19 protein-coding genes and 2 pseudogenes are annotated in these 17,054 nt (G+C 62.8%); 11 read left to right on the plus strand and 10 right to left on the minus strand.

Annotation, left to right across the window (positions count from 1 at the left end; all coding sequences use genetic code 11):
* Positions 1-19: 19 nt before the first annotated feature.
* From P0Y33_RS11495 to P0Y33_RS11505, 3 genes are all read left to right on the plus strand, one after another.
* Positions 20-682 carry a hypothetical protein gene (locus P0Y33_RS11495; RefSeq protein WP_279527539.1) on the plus strand — a complete coding sequence of 221 codons (663 nt, stop codon included), beginning with the start codon at positions 20-22 and terminating at the stop codon, positions 680-682.
* A 225-nt stretch (positions 683-907) separates the two neighbouring features.
* A complete protein-coding gene (locus tag P0Y33_RS11500) occupies positions 908-1,291 on the plus strand; it encodes an Hsp20/alpha crystallin family protein (protein ID WP_279527540.1) in 384 nt (127 codons plus the stop codon).
* Between the two features lie 269 nt (positions 1,292-1,560).
* Positions 1,561-2,793 carry an outer membrane protein assembly factor BamB family protein gene (locus P0Y33_RS11505; RefSeq protein ID WP_279527541.1) on the plus strand — a complete coding sequence of 411 codons (1,233 nt, stop codon included), beginning with the start codon at positions 1,561-1,563 and terminating at the stop codon, positions 2,791-2,793.
* 9 nt (positions 2,794-2,802) lie between these two features.
* Here the strand turns inward: P0Y33_RS11505 and P0Y33_RS11510 are convergent, their stop codons facing one another.
* Entirely contained in the window at positions 2,803-3,666 is an 864-nt protein-coding gene (locus tag P0Y33_RS11510) for an ATP-grasp domain-containing protein (protein WP_279527542.1), read from the minus strand.
* A 99-nt stretch (positions 3,667-3,765) separates the two neighbouring features.
* Here P0Y33_RS11510 and P0Y33_RS11515 point away from each other — a divergent pair, with 99 nt between their 5' ends.
* Positions 3,766-5,025: an RNA-guided endonuclease InsQ/TnpB family protein gene (locus P0Y33_RS11515; RefSeq protein ID WP_279527543.1), complete on the plus strand. Its 1,260-nt coding sequence runs from the start codon at positions 3,766-3,768 to the stop codon at positions 5,023-5,025.
* 25 nt (positions 5,026-5,050) lie between these two features.
* Here P0Y33_RS11515 and P0Y33_RS11520 read toward each other — a convergent pair whose 3' ends face one another.
* Positions 5,051-5,581 carry a 50S ribosomal protein L16 gene (locus tag P0Y33_RS11520; protein ID WP_279527544.1) on the minus strand — a complete coding sequence of 177 codons (531 nt, stop codon included), beginning with the start codon at positions 5,579-5,581 and terminating at the stop codon, positions 5,051-5,053.
* 257 nt (positions 5,582-5,838) lie between these two features.
* Here P0Y33_RS11520 and P0Y33_RS11525 point away from each other — a divergent pair, with 257 nt between their 5' ends.
* Positions 5,839-6,159 carry a DUF7344 domain-containing protein gene (locus tag P0Y33_RS11525; protein WP_279527545.1) on the plus strand — a complete coding sequence of 107 codons (321 nt, stop codon included), beginning with the start codon at positions 5,839-5,841 and terminating at the stop codon, positions 6,157-6,159.
* A 24-nt stretch (positions 6,160-6,183) separates the two neighbouring features.
* Here P0Y33_RS11525 and P0Y33_RS11530 read toward each other — a convergent pair whose 3' ends face one another.
* Positions 6,184-6,354: a hypothetical protein gene (locus P0Y33_RS11530; RefSeq protein WP_279527546.1), complete on the minus strand. Its 171-nt coding sequence runs from the start codon at positions 6,352-6,354 to the stop codon at positions 6,184-6,186.
* Between the two features lie 110 nt (positions 6,355-6,464).
* Between P0Y33_RS11530 and P0Y33_RS11535 the strand changes: the two are divergent.
* A pseudogene (locus P0Y33_RS11535) lies at positions 6,465-7,098 on the plus strand (IS6 family transposase).
* Positions 7,099-7,161: 63 nt separating this feature from the next.
* Here the strand turns inward: P0Y33_RS11535 and P0Y33_RS11540 are convergent.
* Positions 7,162-8,413, minus strand: a pseudogene (locus P0Y33_RS11540) (RNA-guided endonuclease InsQ/TnpB family protein); the annotation flags it as partial.
* A gap of 134 nt (positions 8,414-8,547) precedes the next feature.
* On the opposite strand from P0Y33_RS11540, the gene P0Y33_RS11545 reads away from it, so the two are divergent.
* On the plus strand, positions 8,548-9,219 hold the full coding sequence (locus P0Y33_RS11545; protein WP_279527548.1) for a helix-turn-helix domain-containing protein: 672 nt from the start codon (positions 8,548-8,550) through the stop codon (positions 9,217-9,219).
* 399 nt (positions 9,220-9,618) lie between these two features.
* Here the strand turns inward: P0Y33_RS11545 and P0Y33_RS11550 are convergent, their stop codons facing one another.
* On the minus strand, positions 9,619-10,239 hold the full coding sequence (locus P0Y33_RS11550; RefSeq protein WP_279527549.1) for a translation initiation factor IF-2 subunit beta: 621 nt from the start codon (positions 10,237-10,239) through the stop codon (positions 9,619-9,621).
* Between the two features lie 116 nt (positions 10,240-10,355).
* Here P0Y33_RS11550 and P0Y33_RS11555 point away from each other — a divergent pair, with 116 nt between their 5' ends.
* A complete protein-coding gene (locus P0Y33_RS11555) occupies positions 10,356-11,582 on the plus strand; it encodes a carboxylate--amine ligase (protein ID WP_279527550.1) in 1,227 nt (408 codons plus the stop codon).
* 1 nt (position 11,583) lies between these two features.
* Here P0Y33_RS11555 and P0Y33_RS11560 read toward each other — a convergent pair whose 3' ends face one another.
* Positions 11,584-11,928, minus strand: coding sequence for a winged helix-turn-helix transcriptional regulator (locus P0Y33_RS11560; protein ID WP_328518054.1), 345 nt, complete (start codon positions 11,926-11,928; stop codon positions 11,584-11,586).
* Positions 11,929-12,064: 136 nt separating this feature from the next.
* On the opposite strand from P0Y33_RS11560, the gene P0Y33_RS11565 reads away from it, so the two are divergent.
* Positions 12,065-12,478: a DoxX family protein gene (locus P0Y33_RS11565; protein WP_279527552.1), complete on the plus strand. Its 414-nt coding sequence runs from the start codon at positions 12,065-12,067 to the stop codon at positions 12,476-12,478.
* A 119-nt stretch (positions 12,479-12,597) separates the two neighbouring features.
* Here the strand turns inward: P0Y33_RS11565 and P0Y33_RS11570 are convergent, their stop codons facing one another.
* Entirely contained in the window at positions 12,598-13,668 is a 1,071-nt protein-coding gene (locus P0Y33_RS11570) for an iron transporter (protein ID WP_279527553.1), read from the minus strand.
* Positions 13,661-14,947: a DUF7405 family protein gene (locus tag P0Y33_RS11575; RefSeq protein WP_279527554.1), complete on the minus strand. Its 1,287-nt coding sequence runs from the start codon at positions 14,945-14,947 to the stop codon at positions 13,661-13,663. The genes P0Y33_RS11570 and P0Y33_RS11575 overlap by 8 nt, the downstream gene beginning before the upstream one ends.
* Before the next feature lie 117 nt (positions 14,948-15,064).
* Here P0Y33_RS11575 and P0Y33_RS11580 point away from each other — a divergent pair, with 117 nt between their 5' ends.
* Positions 15,065-15,724, plus strand: a complete 660-nt coding sequence (locus P0Y33_RS11580) for a high-affinity nickel-transporter protein (RefSeq protein WP_279527555.1) — start codon at positions 15,065-15,067, stop codon at positions 15,722-15,724.
* A 12-nt stretch (positions 15,725-15,736) separates the two neighbouring features.
* On the opposite strand, the gene P0Y33_RS11585 is transcribed toward P0Y33_RS11580, so the two are convergent.
* Both P0Y33_RS11585 and P0Y33_RS11590 read right to left on the minus strand, forming a co-directional pair.
* Positions 15,737-16,249 (minus strand): winged helix-turn-helix transcriptional regulator, encoded by a 513-nt coding sequence (locus tag P0Y33_RS11585; RefSeq protein WP_279527556.1) that lies wholly within the window; start codon positions 16,247-16,249, stop codon positions 15,737-15,739.
* Positions 16,246-16,653, minus strand: coding sequence for a DUF7471 family protein (locus P0Y33_RS11590; protein WP_279527557.1), 408 nt, complete (start codon positions 16,651-16,653; stop codon positions 16,246-16,248). The genes P0Y33_RS11585 and P0Y33_RS11590 overlap by 4 nt, the downstream gene beginning before the upstream one ends.
* A gap of 42 nt (positions 16,654-16,695) precedes the next feature.
* Here P0Y33_RS11590 and P0Y33_RS11595 point away from each other — a divergent pair, with 42 nt between their 5' ends.
* Positions 16,696-16,953, plus strand: coding sequence for a helix-turn-helix domain-containing protein (locus tag P0Y33_RS11595; protein WP_279527558.1), 258 nt, complete (start codon positions 16,696-16,698; stop codon positions 16,951-16,953).
* Positions 16,954-17,054 lie beyond the last annotated feature (101 nt).

Raw genomic sequence — 17,054 nt, forward strand, 5'->3', positions numbered from 1 at the left:
TCGCGGCGAGTCGTGCGATATGGCCAGCCGCCCGACCAAAGTCCTCCTCGCAATCGGCCTAGGTACCCTCCTCCTCGTCAATCCGGCATTCGCACTTCCCGTCGACCAGACCGAGACGTACACGTACGCCGCCCAGGAGATCGACGATGCCCACGACGCGGAGACGACGCTCAGCTTCGACGCGCGTGTCCTCGACTGCCACCAGGAGTCTCGACACTGCCTCTTCGAGCGAGGCGCCATGTCCAACTCCACCCGCGTGCCAGCAGGCGACTATCCAGACACGAATCCCGCAAACTACCGATTCGTGCGCCTCGACAGCGAGTTCTACCGGCCGACAGCCCGTATCGAGAACGAATCGTACGTCCTCGGTCTCGAGAACGTCACGGGGCAGACTGTCCTCGACAGCCTCGCACGCCACGACGAGCAGGGGCTACCTGACCTCGCAGAACACGTCCTCGCGGAGGGACGTGCGAGCACGACCATCGACTGGCGACGCGAACCGCTTTACGACGAGCCCTTGCTCGTCGAGTCGAACGGGTCGTACTACGTCGTCCAGATGGTCGCAAGCGAGACGAACGAACCCATCACCGAGGCGTGGTGGTTCCGGCTCTGCCGTGGCCTCCTCTCGTGTATCGGTGGCGGGCTCGTCCTCTACGGGTACTACCTCCAGAATCCGAGTTAAATAGCCCCCATCCCGCCGAAATCGGCAACGTAGGACGCTCCCCGGCTCGGCCCAATCCAGCCCGGCCGATCTCGTCGCCATTCTTGGACTTCTCTTGCAGGGCGACGTGCTGCGGTCGGCAGTTGCTGCCCCTGAAGACGCTGCACACGCTGACTGAAACACCGATAGCGGCGGAACTCTCCGTGCCCCCGAAGGCTTTTCCACAGTCACGGCGTATCTCCTCCCATGAGACGGGACGATAGGGACGATCCGTTCGACGACTTCTTCGACGAGATTGAGCGGATGATGAACGACATGATGCAGGGCGAGGGCGGTGGCTTCGAGGACGCCGGGTTCGGCTCGGACACCCACGTCACCATCCACGAGTTCGACGACGAGATTCGCGTCGTCGCGGACCTCCCGGGTGTCGAGAAGGAGGACATCTCGCTGCAGTGCGACGGCGAGGTCCTCACCATCTCGGCGGCGACCGACGCCCGCGAGTACGACGAACGCATCGAACTTCCGGGTCTCGTCGACGAACGCTCGGCCACCGCGACGTACAACAACGGCGTCCTCGAGGTCACGTTCGACCGCGCCGAAGGCAGCAAGAACGAGATCGACCTGCAGTAGCGAATTTTTCTCGTCGGGTTTCCTCGCGAACGCCTCGCGTTCGCTGCGGGAACCACTCCTCCAAAAAGACGCGGAAAAAGGCCGCTCGCCTCCGGCGAGCGGTGGGTGCACTGGACCGCGCTGTCAGCAGGACACTTTCCTGCGAGCGAATTTTCCACTCGAATTTCCTCAGCCGTCGGCCTGCGGGACTCCTCGTGCAAACAGACGCAGAAAAAGCACGCACTGTCAGCAGTACACTTTTCTCGATTCGTTGACGACTGAGGGCATACATGCCCTCCACTCCCACTCGTCGCTCGTTTCTCGCGACACTCGCCGGCGCCAGCGCTGTCGGGAGCGCCGGTTGTCTCGACGCCGCCCGCGACGCCGGTGTTGGCTACCGGCCATCGAACGCACAACTGGCTGGCGACCGCTCGGACTGGCCGAGCGTTCGACACAACCCATCCAATACTGGGTTCAACCCGAACACCGAGGGACCAAGCAACCCGTCCATCGAGTGGCAAACCCCAATCTGGGCCTCAGTCACTGAAGCTGTCGTCGCCGACGGGACCGTGTACCTCCCGATGGGCGACCACCTCCGTGCCCACGACGCAGCGACGGGCGAAGAACACTGGCGCTACTCTGGGCGCGAACACAGTAGTTTCTGGCAGGCGCCAGCGGTCCACGACGGCGAGGTGTACGTCACCGACGAAGAACCGCGTGTCGTCGCCCTGGACCCGAAGACAGGTGCGGAACGCTGGGAGGCCGAGACGGACGGCGACGTCCGGACCCCGCCAACCGTAGCGACTCCCTTCGACGACGAAGTGCTGGTCTGTGTCGGAACCGACAACGCCCGCCTTCACGCCGTCTCGACGCGTTCAGAAACCGTCGTCTGGACGGCCGATACGTTCACGCCCGCATCGCAAGCACCGGCCGTCTCGGGCCAGCAACTCTCCGTCTACGTCGCGACCCACGGCGGCGAAGTGTACGGCTTCGACGTCGAGGAGGGCGAGCCACTGTGGCGGACCAAACTCACGACATGGGCGCAATCCCCTCCCGTCCTCTCTGCGCGTCACCTCTACATTTCGGGGTTCGGCGACGATCTCTTCGCCCTGAATCCCAAGCGTGTCGGCCGCGAGGAGTGGGACACCGAATTCGGCCCCGGTGTCGGTGCAGTCACCTCGGCAGGCGGGAGTACCTTCGTCGCGAGCGATGGCGGCCTGACGGCCCTCGATACACACGACGGGAGCGAGTGGTGGCACGTCCCACTTACCGGGCGGGTTACGGGCGCACCGGCCGTCTCACGTGATACCGTCTACGTCGGCGACGAGAACGGAATCCTTCACGCGGTGAAGCGCAGAGCCGGCCTCGACGCGGGACCGATGCGTCTCGAATCGAAACGGTGGACGCTCGACCTCGGACAGCCGATTCGCGGCCGCATCGCTGTCGCCGACGGAACCGTCTACGTCCCGACGAGCGGCAACAAGAACGAAGACGAGGACGGCCACCTGTACGCGATTCGCTGAGACGGAGATTCAGACGAGCGACTCGATGGCGTCGGCCAGTCGGTCGTAGAAGCCGGGTTCGTACTTCGTCTCGGCGTCGATAGTCGGCCGGGCATTCGTCTCGTTGACGACGACGCGGTCGTCGCTCACGAGCAAGTCGACACCGAGGAAGCGCACGTCGAGTTCGTCGGCCACACGCTCGGCGAGCCGTCGGAGGTCGGCGTCGAGGTCGACGCCCATCGCCTCGGCCCCGCGGTGGACGTTGTGCTTCCAGCGCCCGGACTCGAGTTCGCTCTCGGGGAGGCGCCGCTCGACCGCGCCGACGTACTCGCCGTCGAGGACCATCACCCGGTAGTCGGTCGCGTCAGGGACGTACTCTTGGACGAGGAAGGACTTGTCGCCGGTCGCGCGGTAGTCGTGGACCAAATCGAGGTAGTCGACGATTCCCAGAAACGAGTCGAGGTCGTGGGCCTTCGCGACGCCCACGCCCCGCGTCGTCGAGTTCGGCTTGACGACGACTGGCGAGTCGAAGCGATCGAAGACGGCCGCGAGGTCGTCCTCGTCGACTGAGTGCGAGACCATCGTCGTCTCGGGGACCGGAATGTCGGCGGCACCGAGGCGGGCAATCACCTCGCCTTTGTCACGAGAGGTGAGGATGTCCTCGCGGCCGTTGAGCCACGGGACGTCGAGCAGGGCGTCGATGACGCCACCCTCCATCAACCGGGTCGGGTAGACGAAGCCAGCGTCGAAGTCGGCGAATTCGTCGGCTGGCGCCGCGAGGTCGAACGAACGGCCGACAGAGGGAACGTGGACGACCTCGATGCCGCGACGGTCGAGCGGGTCGCCCATCCGCTCGAACGTCTCGGAACTCGTAGTCACCGCGAGTCGGAGCATACGCTCCTTCGGTGATGCGGCGAGAAAAAACGTCGGAGTTCAGCGAACAGTGCCTCAACTCAGATATAAATACGAAGCCGGGGAAGTACTGAACTACCGATGTGGTACTCCCACCGCTACCGTGCATATCCTGACACGGAGACGGCTACAGCTGCCGAACACCACATCGATATCCATAGACAGCTCTACAACCATGTGAGATGGGATTACGAGCGCGCTCCCTCAGAAGACAAACCAACAAGGTACCAACAACACCGCTCGCTTACCGACTGGAAACGGGATTGGCCTACTTTCGCTGAACTCAACGCCAAAGCAGGTCAGCGGACTGTTTCCCGCTTCCACCAAAACCTCTCACTCCTCGCAGATCTCAAGAGTGAGGGATACAGTGTTGGTCGACTCAAATGGAAGAGTCCTTCCAACTTCCGATCAGTGACATATCACCAAAGTGGCTTCAACCTCGACAAGAAGAGGGGCCCTAATGGCTATGCTCACGTTCGATTCGCCAAAATAGGTTGGATCCCAATTCGCTATCATCGAGACCTCCCCGAGAATTCCTCAGTTAAGGAAGTCGTGCTGAAAAGGGAGCGGACCGGCGAGTGGTTCGTGACCTTCGGTATCGAAGTTGACGACGCTACTCTTCCCGAGAAACCAGACGTAGAGACGCTCGATAGCGGTAATAGCGTCGGTGTCGATCTCGGCATCCTCAACTATATCTATACGAGTGACGGTTTCGCGGTGACGAGTCTCGACCTGGATAGCGAGCACGAACGCTTACAAAAAGCCGGTCGAACGCTTTCGCGCCGTGAGCAGGGCAGCAACAATTGGGAGAAACAGCGTAAACGAGTCGCCCGATTGCGCCGAGACATCCGACGGAAAGTACTCGATTTCCAGCACAAGCTCACGACGTGGTTGGTTCGGGAGTACGACGCGGTATTCGTAGAAAACTTGGAGGTCAGAAAGTTGCTTCAGTCGTCGCATAATTCGAGGAATAAGCAAGATGCGGCGTGGGGGCGCTTCATCCAGCTCCTTGAGTATAAATCGAAGCTATACGGATGCCACGTCAAGAGAGTGAAACCGGCAGGAACAACCAAAGAGTGCGCGAAATGCGGGGTAAACTCCGAGAAGCCACTCTGGGTCCGTGAACACTCCTGTCCAGCGTGTGGATTCGAGTGTGACCGAGATGCGAACGCAGCGTACAATGTACTCTCGCGCGGACTACACAAACTAGGTCAGGGACTGGCCGAAGAAACGCCCGTGGAGACTGTGCTCCCTACATCTGCTGATGGAAACGATTCCACTACTGTAGATGCAAAGCACGTCGTAGAAACGGGAAGCGTCTGTCCAGCGGGTTCGCGTTAACAGCGAATCGCGGGACAGTCGCAGTTCACTGGACGATCAGCGTCTCGCCGCGCTCGACGTTGATCTTGCACGGCGGCGTGATCTTGTTGTAGGCGCGACGGAAGGCCTCCTTGACGACGGGTGCCTCCTCGACTTCACACCACGCGGTGAACAGCTGGTCGCCAGCGTGGACGCGCGCGGCGGTGCCGACCGGGACACCGAACGCCTGGCGCATCCCGTCGGAGACACGGTCCGCACCCGCACCGGTCGCCTGTTTGTTCTCCCGGATGACCTGGTGGGGGAACTTGCGGAGGATCATCTTGTAGTTGCCCTCGCCGAGTTCCTTGATCAGGTGGCGGTTGGCGGACAGGCGCGCGGCCTCGAGGGAGCCGTGACGGATCTGGCTCGTCTCCTCCGGGACCAGGGAGATCTGGACCGGGTACTCCTCGGGGTCCTTCTGCAGGTCGCCCATCTTGTGCTGTGCGATTTTCGAGCCCGGGATACCCGTGATGTACTCTTTACGGGTGTACGACGGCTTGTCGATGTCCCGGTACATGGAGGCCGGCTTGTCCGACATGGTTACTATCGAATGCTGAGGGTCAGCGAGCGGATAAAGCCTTCCTTTCGCCGCGGCGCGCCGTCGCCGCGAGAAACTGCCCGTCGAACCCCGCCGACTGTCGGATGGGAACAGTTATGTGCTTCTTTCGACGAATTTTCACTCGAAGCGACGACCGCGTACCCGTCCGACTCCCCCCGATCGTGGACGATACGGGCACTCTCGCCCGTCGCCACGACTTCGCGGCGGTGTACACGTGCCGTTGTTGGAGTCAAGCGATGACTGGACACGAACTTCCCGACCCCGACTGCAGTACCACGCGAGCGAGCGACCCGTTCGACACGCCGGCGACAGAGCTTCGGCGCCGACACGCCCTGGCCGTCCTCCGGAGCTACGGCGCACTGACGCTCGCCGACCTCGCCGACGAAGTCGCCGTCCGCGAACACGGCTGTCCCCTCCCGGCCATCGATCCGGAGACGGTTCTCGACGTCTACCTCTCGTTGTATCACGACCACGTTCCCGCACTCGTCAACGCCGACGCGGCCGTCTACGACCAGGAACGCGACCTCGTCGCACCGCGGCTGGCGTTGGTCAGCTGAGTCGACGTCCCGTCGAGAAACAAGTCACTGAGTTCCTTTGGTGGAGTCCGACGAGCCGAGGACAGAGATAACGACGTCCCACTCTTCACCGGTCGGGTTCGCCTCGCACGTCCAGCCGCCTTCGACGTCAACCCCGTTTGCAGCGGCCGCACTGACGAGTTTGCTGAGCGCTCGCTGGAACTCCTCTTCAGTCACGACATCGTCGAATTCGTGTGTCATGTGTGTAATCGGATTTGGACGACCCGGTAGGCTGGCGGTGTTCAGATAAGGATGAAGAGTGAGGCGGTTCGTTTTCTGAGTGCTCTATGCCCGAAAACGACCGCCTCAACGGATGTTTAGACGAGATCAACTTAGAGTTTGTTGAACGAGAAGCGACACCGCGATTGCTGATGAAGCTCAGTATTCAGCTGCATCTTGCTGGACTCTCTTTCGAATACTGTCTCTATTCTTGAGATATTCGGTATCGAACGCGCTCGATCCACCGTTCACAATTGGGTTCATAAGGCCGATCTACAGCCCGAATCTGGTCGGTGTCCGGATCACGTTGCGGTTGACGAGACCGTGATCCGACTCAACAACGAGCAATATTGGCTGTACGCCGCCGTTGATCCCAAGACAAACGAATTACTGCATACTAAGCTTGAACCGACGAGAACGAAGGTTCTCGCTCATTCGTTTCTCATGGAGCTCTCCGAGAAACACGACGTCGAAGACGCCGTGTTTCTCGTCGATGGGTCGCACTCGTTGCAAGATGCGTGTCAGCGCCACGGCTTCGGTTTCAGATACGAGAAACATGGAAATCGGAATGCTGTCGAACGTGTCTTTCGAGAGATAAAAAGACGAACTCTCTGCTTCTCAAACTGCTTCAGCAACGCTGAAGCAGAAACTGCCGACGACTGGATCAGATCGTTCAGCTTCGCATGGAATCAGCTTACCTGAACACTACCCCAGCATGGTACACCATGCTTGGACCTGAATACCGTGGAGAACCCTATTGAGCGACCCACGACTAAAGTCGTGGGATTCAGCGTGGACTCCCGTTCTGGCCACAAGTCGTGGCAGGAGAATAGCCTCCGTTCACGTTCAGCGTCCCGCTGTTCAAGCGCACGCCCAAGGGTGCGCCTCCGTCGCCGCCAGTTTGGTTGCGACGGAGATACCGCAAGCCAACGTTCTTCGCGGCGTTGTAGTCCGCGTGATTCTCGTACTCGCACTTCAGACACTCAAACGCTTCGCCCTCACGATTGTCTGGGTGCGTGAACCCGCAGTGCGAGCACCGCCGCGACGTGTTCTCCGGATCGACTTGATCGACCACAATTCCGTATGCTTCGGCCTTGTACTCGACGTACTCGTACAAGCGGTCGAACGCCCATTTGTGGCCCCACGACGCACCCGTCCGCTCGCGGATACCCGTTAGATCCTCAAACGCGATCACCGAACAGCCGTTTTCGCGGGCTTCCGCGATCAAGTCGTTGCTGATCCGGTGGAGCATCATCTTGAACCGACCAGTCTCTTTGCGCCCGACTGCTTGGACATTCTCGTGTGCCCACCGCGTTCCGCACTGTTGCAGGGCGCCACGACGGTTCTCGTATTCTCTGCGCCAGTGGTCGAACTCCTCACCCGTCCAGAACGTACCTGTGCTAGTGACGGCGAGGTTGTTCACGCCGAGGTCAACCCCAAGAACCGTTCCGTTCTCGGTGGTCGCCTGTTCCGACGTGTCAGACTCCACGTCCTTCTTGCAGTGGATGTGAAGCATCCAATCACCGTCCTGAGTGTGTAGTTCCGCACCCGTCGTCTCGTACTCCTCCGAAAACAGGTACTCGGAGTGCGGTGTGTCACTGTCCTCGGCGGGCAGAATGTAGTCGGCTTCAATCCGGCCATCAGTCGTCGCGAGGCTGACGTACTCGTCGTGGAAGGTTGCGGTGCGCTTGTCGTAGACGACGTGTGGACTGGTAAAGTGTGGTTTCGAGGCTTTCTTCCCGTTTTTCCAGCGGGCGACGACGCTTTTGCAGGCTTCAGCGGCCTTGTTCCGAGCGGCCTGTACGAGACCGCCGTTGAAGCCGTCCGTGGCTTCTCGCACGTCGTCGTAGGTTTCGTCGTCCAGCGTGGTCTTGCTGGTGGTGACGTATTCGCCGTCGAACGCGTGGTCTACGACGTACTGAGCGCACCAGAGGAACGTGTCGACCGTGTCTTCGAGGAGTTCGGCATCGTCACTGTCCACATCAAGCGCAACGGGAACAGTGCGCCGCACTTCCATAACTTATATGTAGGACTATAGGTACTTAATAGTAGGGAAGTCGGCCTGCCATCGTTGGTAGATTATGGTATTGAGCTTACAAATTCATCCCACGGCTAAAGCCGTGGGTTTTCGCCTGCATTCCGTATAAGCATATGAGTGTCATCGTGGAACTCGAGGCCGCCGCCGAGTCCTTCGAACTCGGGCGGGCACTCGCAGTTCCCGGCCGGTCCGCGATCGAACTCGAGGATATGGTCCCCCTCGGCGACCAGGTCGTCCCACTCTTCTGGCTCTACGAGCAGGAGACGTCGGAGTTCGTCGAGCAGGTCGAGTCTCGGGAAGGCGTCGAGGAGCTAACTGTATTCGACCGGATGGACGACCGGACACTCTTCGCACTCAAGTGGGACCCCGACGCGGACCGGCTGCTCACGTCGATCTCTGACAACGGTGGCTACCTCCTGAGTGCCACTGGGCGGGGGACGGACTGGACACTCCAGATTCGCTTTCCGGACCACGAGTCGCTCACGAACTTCGCCGACGAGTGCGACGACCGGAACGTCACTCTCGAAATTGAGGGACTGTACAACCCGACCCGACCAGAGGTCGGCCCGTGGTACGGCCTGACCGAACCACAACACGAGACGCTCATCTTGGCCATCGAACGCGGGTACTACGACATCCCCCGACAGATTTCGACTCAGGACCTCGCCGCCGAACTCGGCGTCTCCGACCAAGCGGTGACCGAACGGCTCCGGCGTGCCATCCAGACGCTGACGGATAACACGCTTCGCGTCCCGAATGCCCACAAGAACTCCAACTCGGAGTGAATCCGACGCACGATTTCTGCGGCAGTTATATTTCTCCCCCCTCAAAAGGAGGGTGATAGACAAAGTAGAACGACTATCCCGCGGGAGGACCAAACATAGATTGGATTGCACGGTGGGGTGGCTTCCAAGCCAACTCGGCTCATCGATGCAATCCCTCCAATCGGATTGCCCCGTCGGGAATTGGCACTTGGGGGAGAGCCATCTCGTCTGGGGCCACGATTGGAGATGAATCGGACTTCTCGCGATACTGACTTCGAATAAGTACCCTGGTGTACCAGGCAATCTATGTATCAGACGCGACGTTGTATCAGAAAGTGGATTGCTTCGGAGATCTGGTCTCTGGGGGGAGAACCGCTCTGCCGACGCAATCCACGGGGGAGTTAGTATTCGCCTACCGAGTTACCTCTTCTGTGCGAACGCGAGCGTCCCGCTGACACTCTTCACGTACGCACGAACCGTCTCGCCCTCACGGGCGCCCTCGATGAAGATGGTGTACTTCCCACGCTCGGCCGTCCCGTCGCCCTTGCGGCCGGTACCCGTGACTTCGAGTTCGTAGGTCGTCCCCTCCTCGATGGCGTCTGGCTGCTCTGTCACCGTGGACGAGGAGGACTTTGCGGGCTGTTTGGCGACCGGTCGGAACGCACCACACGCCGCACAGCGGAGCATCGTGTTGCGATTCTCCGTGACGAGTTCCGTGTCGGGGAGGCCACACTCGGTACAGGTGACGTACACCTCGACGTAGCGGTCGAGGGCTGTCTGCAGGTCGGCGGCGGAGAACGAGCCGTTGTAGCGGGCCCAGTCGCCTTCGAACTGGCCAGCCGTCCCGAGTTCGCGCTGGATGACGCTGTGGATCTGCTCGGCGTCGCGCGCGAGTGCCTCGGCGACGTCGCCGAGGTTCGTGAAGCGAGTGAACGCACCGTCGCGCTGCGCCGACGGGTCGGGGACCGTGAGACGGTCGTGGTCGGCGGTGAGGTCGGGGGACGCGTCGATGGCGCGCTGGAGACTGGCTTCGTAGTCCATACGTAACTGCGGAGGTGGACACAGATAGCTTTGGCCCACGCATTGTCTACACACACCATACCTGCGACGGCGACCCGTTCCACGCACCTTTAGCCACCCACCACACTACTCGGTGTATGTCCGATTTCCTCACCCACGAGGAGCTTCTCGACGAACTCCACGACCACGAGTTCGACCGCCCACCCGCACTCGTCAGTAACGCCCACATCACCGGACTCGGCGTCGCACGTGCCCTCTCGGCACACGGTGTCCCCGTCATCGCACTCGACCGAGTAGGTGACGGTGCGGCACCGCCCTCCGACGCCGTCGACTTCGCCGGTGAGGTGACCTTCCCACTCGACGACCTGGAGGGGTTCCGCGACGACGTCGAAGCCGTCGCCGAGGCCCTCGACCACGAACCGGTCGCGTTCGCCTGCATGGACGAGTGGGTCCACGCCTACGCCGACGCCGAACCCGAGGGCGTCCGACTCCCGTTCGCCGACCGGGACGTGATTGACGCGGTCTTAAACAAGTCCTCGCTATACAGAATCGCCGACGAGCTGGGTGTCCCCTACCCCGAGACCCGCTGGCTCGACGAGACGAGCGTCGAAGACGCCGTCGCAGACCTCGGCCTCCCGCTGGTCGTCAAACCGGCGCTCAAACGGGAGTTCGAGGAGGAAGTCGGGACGAACGTCCTCGAAGTCGCGAGTGAAGAAGAGTTCCGCGACGTTGTGGAGATGGCCGACGAGGCCGGAATCGAAGTACTCGCCCAGGAGAAGGTGCCGGTCGAGCGCGGCGAGGACCACTCACTGGCCTCCTACGTCCCCGAGAGTGGCGTCGACGACGCACTCGGTGTCGTCGGCAACGCCCGCGTCCGTTACCCGCAGGGGTACGGGACCTCCTGTGTCGTCGAGACGGCCGAGCGCCCTGAGATCGAGGAGCGTGCCCTCGACGTCATCGCGGAGACGGACTACTACGGCATCAGCGAGGCCGAGTTCGTCTACGACGGCGAGCGCGAGGAGTTCGTCCTCCTCGACGTGAACACACGACCCTGGAAGTGGATCGGCCTCCCCGTCGCGGCCGGCGCGAACCTCCCGATGGCCGCCTACGCCGACGCGACCGGCGTCGACTACGAATCGCGAGAACAGACCGAGGCCCGGTGGGTATCGCTCGCCGACTACGGGTCGCTGCTCGCCGAGACGCCGAGTTTCCGGGACGTCCTCGGCCGCGAGGCGTGGCTCGACCTCCTCTCGGGTGCGGGCAGAACGAACGTCGCGGCCGTCTTCGACCCGGACGACCCCGAACCCGCCTACCAGATGCTCCGGAAGGAACTCGGGACGAGTACGTACTACTGCTCGTGTTGAGCTAGAGCCACTCGTCGCTCCACTCCTCGAGATCGCGGAAGACCGGACAGAGCGCCTCGCCCTTCTCGGTCAGGCTGTAGTAGGTCGCGACCGGTCGGTCCTCGACGCGCCGGTCGACCAGGTCGGCGTCTTCGAGGTCGTCGAGGACGCGCGAGAGCGTCCGCGAACTCGCGTCGGTCGAGCGCTTCAGCTCGTTGAAGCGCTTCTCGCCCTCGTCGAGGTCGTGGAGGACGACGAGTCGCCACTCCGAGCCGATCTGCTGGATCGCCTCGACGACCGAACAGAGGTCCGACTGGTCGGCCGACTGCTCGGCACTCGTGTCAGCGGATTCATTGGTCGAAGACATCGACGTCATCTACTAACGACTTCGTCGCCAAAGGTACATATAGGTTCCCTCCCGAACCAAGTAACGTAATGAAACTCGGTATCACTACGACACTGGTTGACTACGACTACGGCGCAGTCACGGAGGTGCGCGTCTAATGGCGACCGGACTCGAAGCCATCCTTCTGGTCGTCGGACGCGTTCTCTTCGGCGGCGTCCTCGCCTTCACCGGTCTGAACCACTTCATGCAGACCGAGGAGATGGCGGGCTACGCCGAGTACAAGGGCCTCCCCGCTCCAAAGCTTTCGGTACTCGCCTCGGGCGCCCTGCTCGTCCTCGGCGGTCTCGGCATCATCGTGGGTATCTTCCCCGTCGTCGCGGCCATCGCTCTCGCGGCGTTCCTCGTCATCTCGGCCGTCACGATGCACGACTTCTGGGCAGTTCCTGACGAAGACCAGCAGACCGAGATGACGCAGTTCCTCAAGAACATCTCCCTCGCCGGCGGCGCGCTCATCATCGGCGCGGTCGCGTCCGGTGGCTGGGCACTCTCGCTCGGCGTCCGCCTCTTCTAGAGGCACGCCACCTGCGATACGACTCCGGTTTCTGACCATTCATTTTCGCCGTCGTAGCACCTGTCTGTGTAGCGACAGTACTCGACGAGCGAGACGCGATCCGGAGCGATGGGACCCGTCTAGAGCGTCAACGTGACCGGATCCATCTGGTAGAACGCCGTCTCGTAGCCCTCGTGGCGGGCAGTCTGCGAGGGTGCGTCGACCGTTATCTCCAGTTCGTCGCCGGACTGCACGTTGGAGAGGGCAGTGCCGTAGTGGTAGTTCAACTCACCGTCGAGCGCGGCGTCGAACTGGCCGTCGAACACCGTCTCGCCGTCGCGCGTGAGCGTCCCGGAGAGCGCCATCGCCGGGAGGACGAACCGGTTGTACGGCGTCCGCGCGGAGACCGCGAGGTACGTCTGGTCCGTCGACCCGCCGTAGGGTTCGGCGCCGTCGATAGTCGTCACGACGAGTTTCGCGTCGTCGCTCGTCCCGGTCGCACGAACCGTCCCGGGGAGGGCGTCCTTCGTGGGTGCCTGCGTCATCTGGACGGTCGTCATTTCCGACGGGACGACTGCACCGGGTGTGCCCTCCTTCTCCGAGGGGATGTCGGTATACTCGATCTCGTTCAATTTCGACTCACTGAAGTCGAACTCGAACTCGAAGGTCGCCGGGCCGTACTCCCCGTCTTTCAGTGAGCCAGTCCGCTTCACCGACGGTTCGCCGATACGGATCGACACCTGATAGGTCCCGTCGCCGGGAAGCGCGACGTTGTCGCCGAAGTGGACACCCATTGGCTGAGAGAGCATCGGCCACGGCGAGACGTTCGCGACCCGCTCGCCGTCCTGCTCGACGGTAATCTGTGGGTTCACGTCCGGCGGGACGATCTTCGCCTCGTTGTCCCAGACGACCGGCATCAGGTGGACCGAGTCCTCCCCCTTCAGCGCTACCTTCTGGCGGTGCGAACCGGTGAAAAGCCAGAAGCGGTGGGGATAGCTGTACGTGAGCGCGCAGGTGTAGTCGCCCACCGTCTGTTTACCGACCATCTTCATCCCCTCGACGTGCGTGGGGTAGTAGACGCCATCCGGGCGGTTCTCGACCAGCGCAGGCTCCTGCGCCGAGGACGACGACTCCAACTGAAAGCCGGCACAGCCAGCGAGACCCGCCGTCCCGACGAGTCCACTGGCCGCGAGGAAGTCGCGTCTACGCATTCGTACCCTCCGTCTCGGGGTTGGCTGGTGGCAGTTCGCGGAGTCGTCGTGGGGGAACGAGGTAGTTCCCGCGGCGTTCGACGTTCATGTACTGGAGGATACCGTTGTTGTTGCGCTGGCCGACCGCCGAGTTCTCGGCGAGGTCGGTCCCGTTCATCGCCTCGCGGGTCGTTACGAAGTCGCCGATACCGCGCTGGAGCGACACGAAGTGAAGTCCGGCGTGGTCGCCGTCGGTCGAGTCGAAGTCCCGCCGGAGGATGATGGCCTGATCGCCCTCGCGGACGTCGACCATCTTCTGCGAGTGGCCGACGACGGCATCCTCGCGGGCGGCCTGTTCGTCCGGCTTGCACAGTTCCATCTGCGAGGTGTGGAGGTTCTCGCCCGTCCCCTCGACGATATCGTTTTTCGCGTGGTAGGGACAGAACATCTTGCTGACGCGCTGGTAGCGGTCGTCCTGCTGGTACCACTGGTTCAGGTTCAGCGTGATATTCGAGACGTGCTGGGTGGTCCCGTCGGCGAAGGGTCCTTTCGGGATGCTCACGCGGTCCTCGCTTGCCTGGTTCTTCAGGAACCCGGACTCGAAGCCCATGTAGAGCGTCGCGTCCTCGGGGACCTCCCCCTCGGGAACGCCCGCGACGTCGTCGTGTTTCGCAGGCAGGCCGTCACCGATGAATCCCGTTCGCCGGTCGACGAAGTCGAAGACACCGTCGAGTGACGCCGCGACGTCGACGCCATTCAGCGTCTCCTTCTCTCCCTTGAGTGCCTCCTCGGCGGCGAGGACGACTTTGCCGTAGTCGCTGGCGAGGTGGACGACGGCGTCAGGCGTGTCGAGTTCGGGATCCTCGAAGGACGCGAGCGCTTCGGGCATCGGGAGGTCGACCGAGTCGGGGAGCGACTCCTCGAAGCGCTCGAAGTAGGCTGGCGAATAGCTCACGGTGAAGAGGAGGCCCTCGTTGTCGCGGGGGTAGGCGTGTTCGAGCGACTGGAGCGCCTCGGCCATCGTCTGGCGGTCGGCGTCCGTCGGCGCCCCGTCGCCGCGGTAGTTCAGGAGGAGGAGAACGCGGTGGCGGGGGACGATCGGGTTACCGTGCTCGTCGGTTTCGAGGACGTCGTTCCAGGCGTGCTGGCGTTGTGGGAGCGAAGAGAGGTCCGTCGGACCGCGCGGGACGTCGACGGACTCGCGTGACAGACACGCGCTGAGTGCGGAGGCGCCGCCGATGGCGACGGCGGACTTCACGAACTCGCGGCGGGGGATGCCACGTTCGTCTGGAGCAACCATCGAGACGAACTAGCCGGTCTCGGAGCGAAAGCCGTTCTGGTGCGACCGTCGAAACCACCGGTCTCCACGGCGACACCATCCGGGTGTACTTTAGTGGCCCCCCGTCAAGGAGGCACCATGAGTATCCTCTCGATGGTCGCTGCCGGAGGGCTGTTCGGGGTCCGTCACGCCCTCGAAACGGACCACCTGGCGGCGGTCGCGACACTCGTCGAGGACGACGGGCGCTCGTCGGCCGTCGGTCTCTCGTGGGGCGTCGGTCACTGCGTCCCCATCGTCGTCCTCGGCCTGCTCGCGTGGTTCCTCGACCTCCAGCCGCCCGCGTTCCTCACGACCTCGGTCGAAGTGCTCGTCGGCGTCGTCCTCGTCTACTTCGGGGGTCGGATGCTCTGGCGGGTCCTCCGCGACGCGGAGATACACTCACACAGCCACGACGGCGACGACCACACGCACCTCGACATCGGGTGGCTCTCACTCGGCCTCACTCACCAGCACTTCGATGGCGACTCGCTGGCCGTCGGCGTCCTCCACGGCGTCGCCGGGAGCGGGGGACTCGTCGTCCTCCTCGTCGCAACGGCCTCCTCACAGGCCAGCGCGCTGGCGTTCCTGACCGGCTTCTGCCTCCTGACCATCGCGACGATGGGCGTCGTCTCGGCTGTCTGGGGCGCGATCGTCGGGACCCGCTACACGAAGTACGTCGAGGGTGCCGCGGGCGTGTTCGGCATCGTGGCAGGGCTCATCCTCGTGGGCGAGCAACTCGCCCACGCGGGCCTGTTCTGAAGCGAGCAGCCGTCAGGAGGAGAGGAGGGAGTCGACGAGGCGCTCGAAGCGATCGACCATCCGTTCCGGGAGCGAGGGGGAGATGACGTCGAGGAGTGTCGCCGTCTCTGCGGGTCGCGTGAGCGCGAGCGTGACCCGGTTTCGCTCGTCGCGCCGTTTTTCGACGAGGTCGCGTTCGACGAGTCGGTCGAGGTGCCACTCCAGCGTGCTCCGCGCGATATTGAGGTCCTCGGCGACCTGCTGCGGGCGCTCGGGGCCACCTTCGAGTAGGGCGAAGAGGACGTCACGACTCGTCTCGCGGCGGAGGAGGGCGAGCGCGCCGCGTTCCCACTCGTCGTAGCCGGGCGGGTAGTAGTGTGTCTGGCCATAGAGTGACTCGGCGAGGAGTTCGTCGGCCGCACGTAACTGCTTCAGGTGGTACTGGACCTGCCCGGTCGCGAGGTCGAGTTCGCGGACGAGTTCGTTGAAGTGGACGCCGGGGTGGGTCCGCACGTACCGACTGATTCGGCTGCGTGTCTCGCTCATCGGTCGACTTCCTCCGTTCGGTACTCCGCCTCGCGTTCGCTCGCCCGGACGTAGTAGACGGCCGCGACGACGAGCGACGCCATCGCCGCGTCCAGCGCGTGTTCGAGGAGGTGGTGGACGTCCCCACCGAAGAACCCGGTCACCGAGGCGACTGCGACACCCGTCCGTGCGAGCAGCGTCCCGACCGCGAGGACGACGAGGAGGTACGACCGGGATCGCCGACGGAGGTAGGCGGCGAGGGCGAGACCGACCAGCGGGACCGTCACCAGCGCCGCGAGCAGGAGAACGGCGAGTAACACCGGCGACAGCGACGACGGGGGCGTCACAACGTACCCCTCCGTTCGCTGATGGTTCGGAAACCGTCGGCAGTCGGCGTCGACGACGCGGTCCCGGAAAGCCCCCACATACGTCGTATCGTCGTCGCTGAGACGTATCGATGTTGCGGTGTGCACAGGCCAGACTCGACCGGCAAGCGCGAGAAGCTCACCACGCGCCAGCGCGAGGTGCTCCAGACGGCCTACTTCATCGGCTTCTTCGAACAACCACGCGTCCGTACCGGCACCGAGATCGCCGACGCAATGGGAATCTCCCAGCCCACGTTCAAACTAGGTAGCGAGGCGGATTCCCCGCCCCACTGTGGGCGGGGAGGAAGCCGACACTTGCTGCCAGTTCCGCAGTTTGAAAGTGCTGGCATCCCGAATTAATGGTGTGGTCGGCGGCCAACAGCTGTCGCTGGGCATGGGCCGCAGTCAACCGGCCCCGAAGTCAGGGATGCCGACCCGTGAACGCCCGAAAGCGCTTCGGG

The sequence above is a fragment of the Halospeciosus flavus genome, assembly GCF_029814175.1.
In the GTDB taxonomy this organism is placed as follows: Archaea; Halobacteriota; Halobacteria; order Halobacteriales; family Halobacteriaceae; genus Halospeciosus; species Halospeciosus flavus.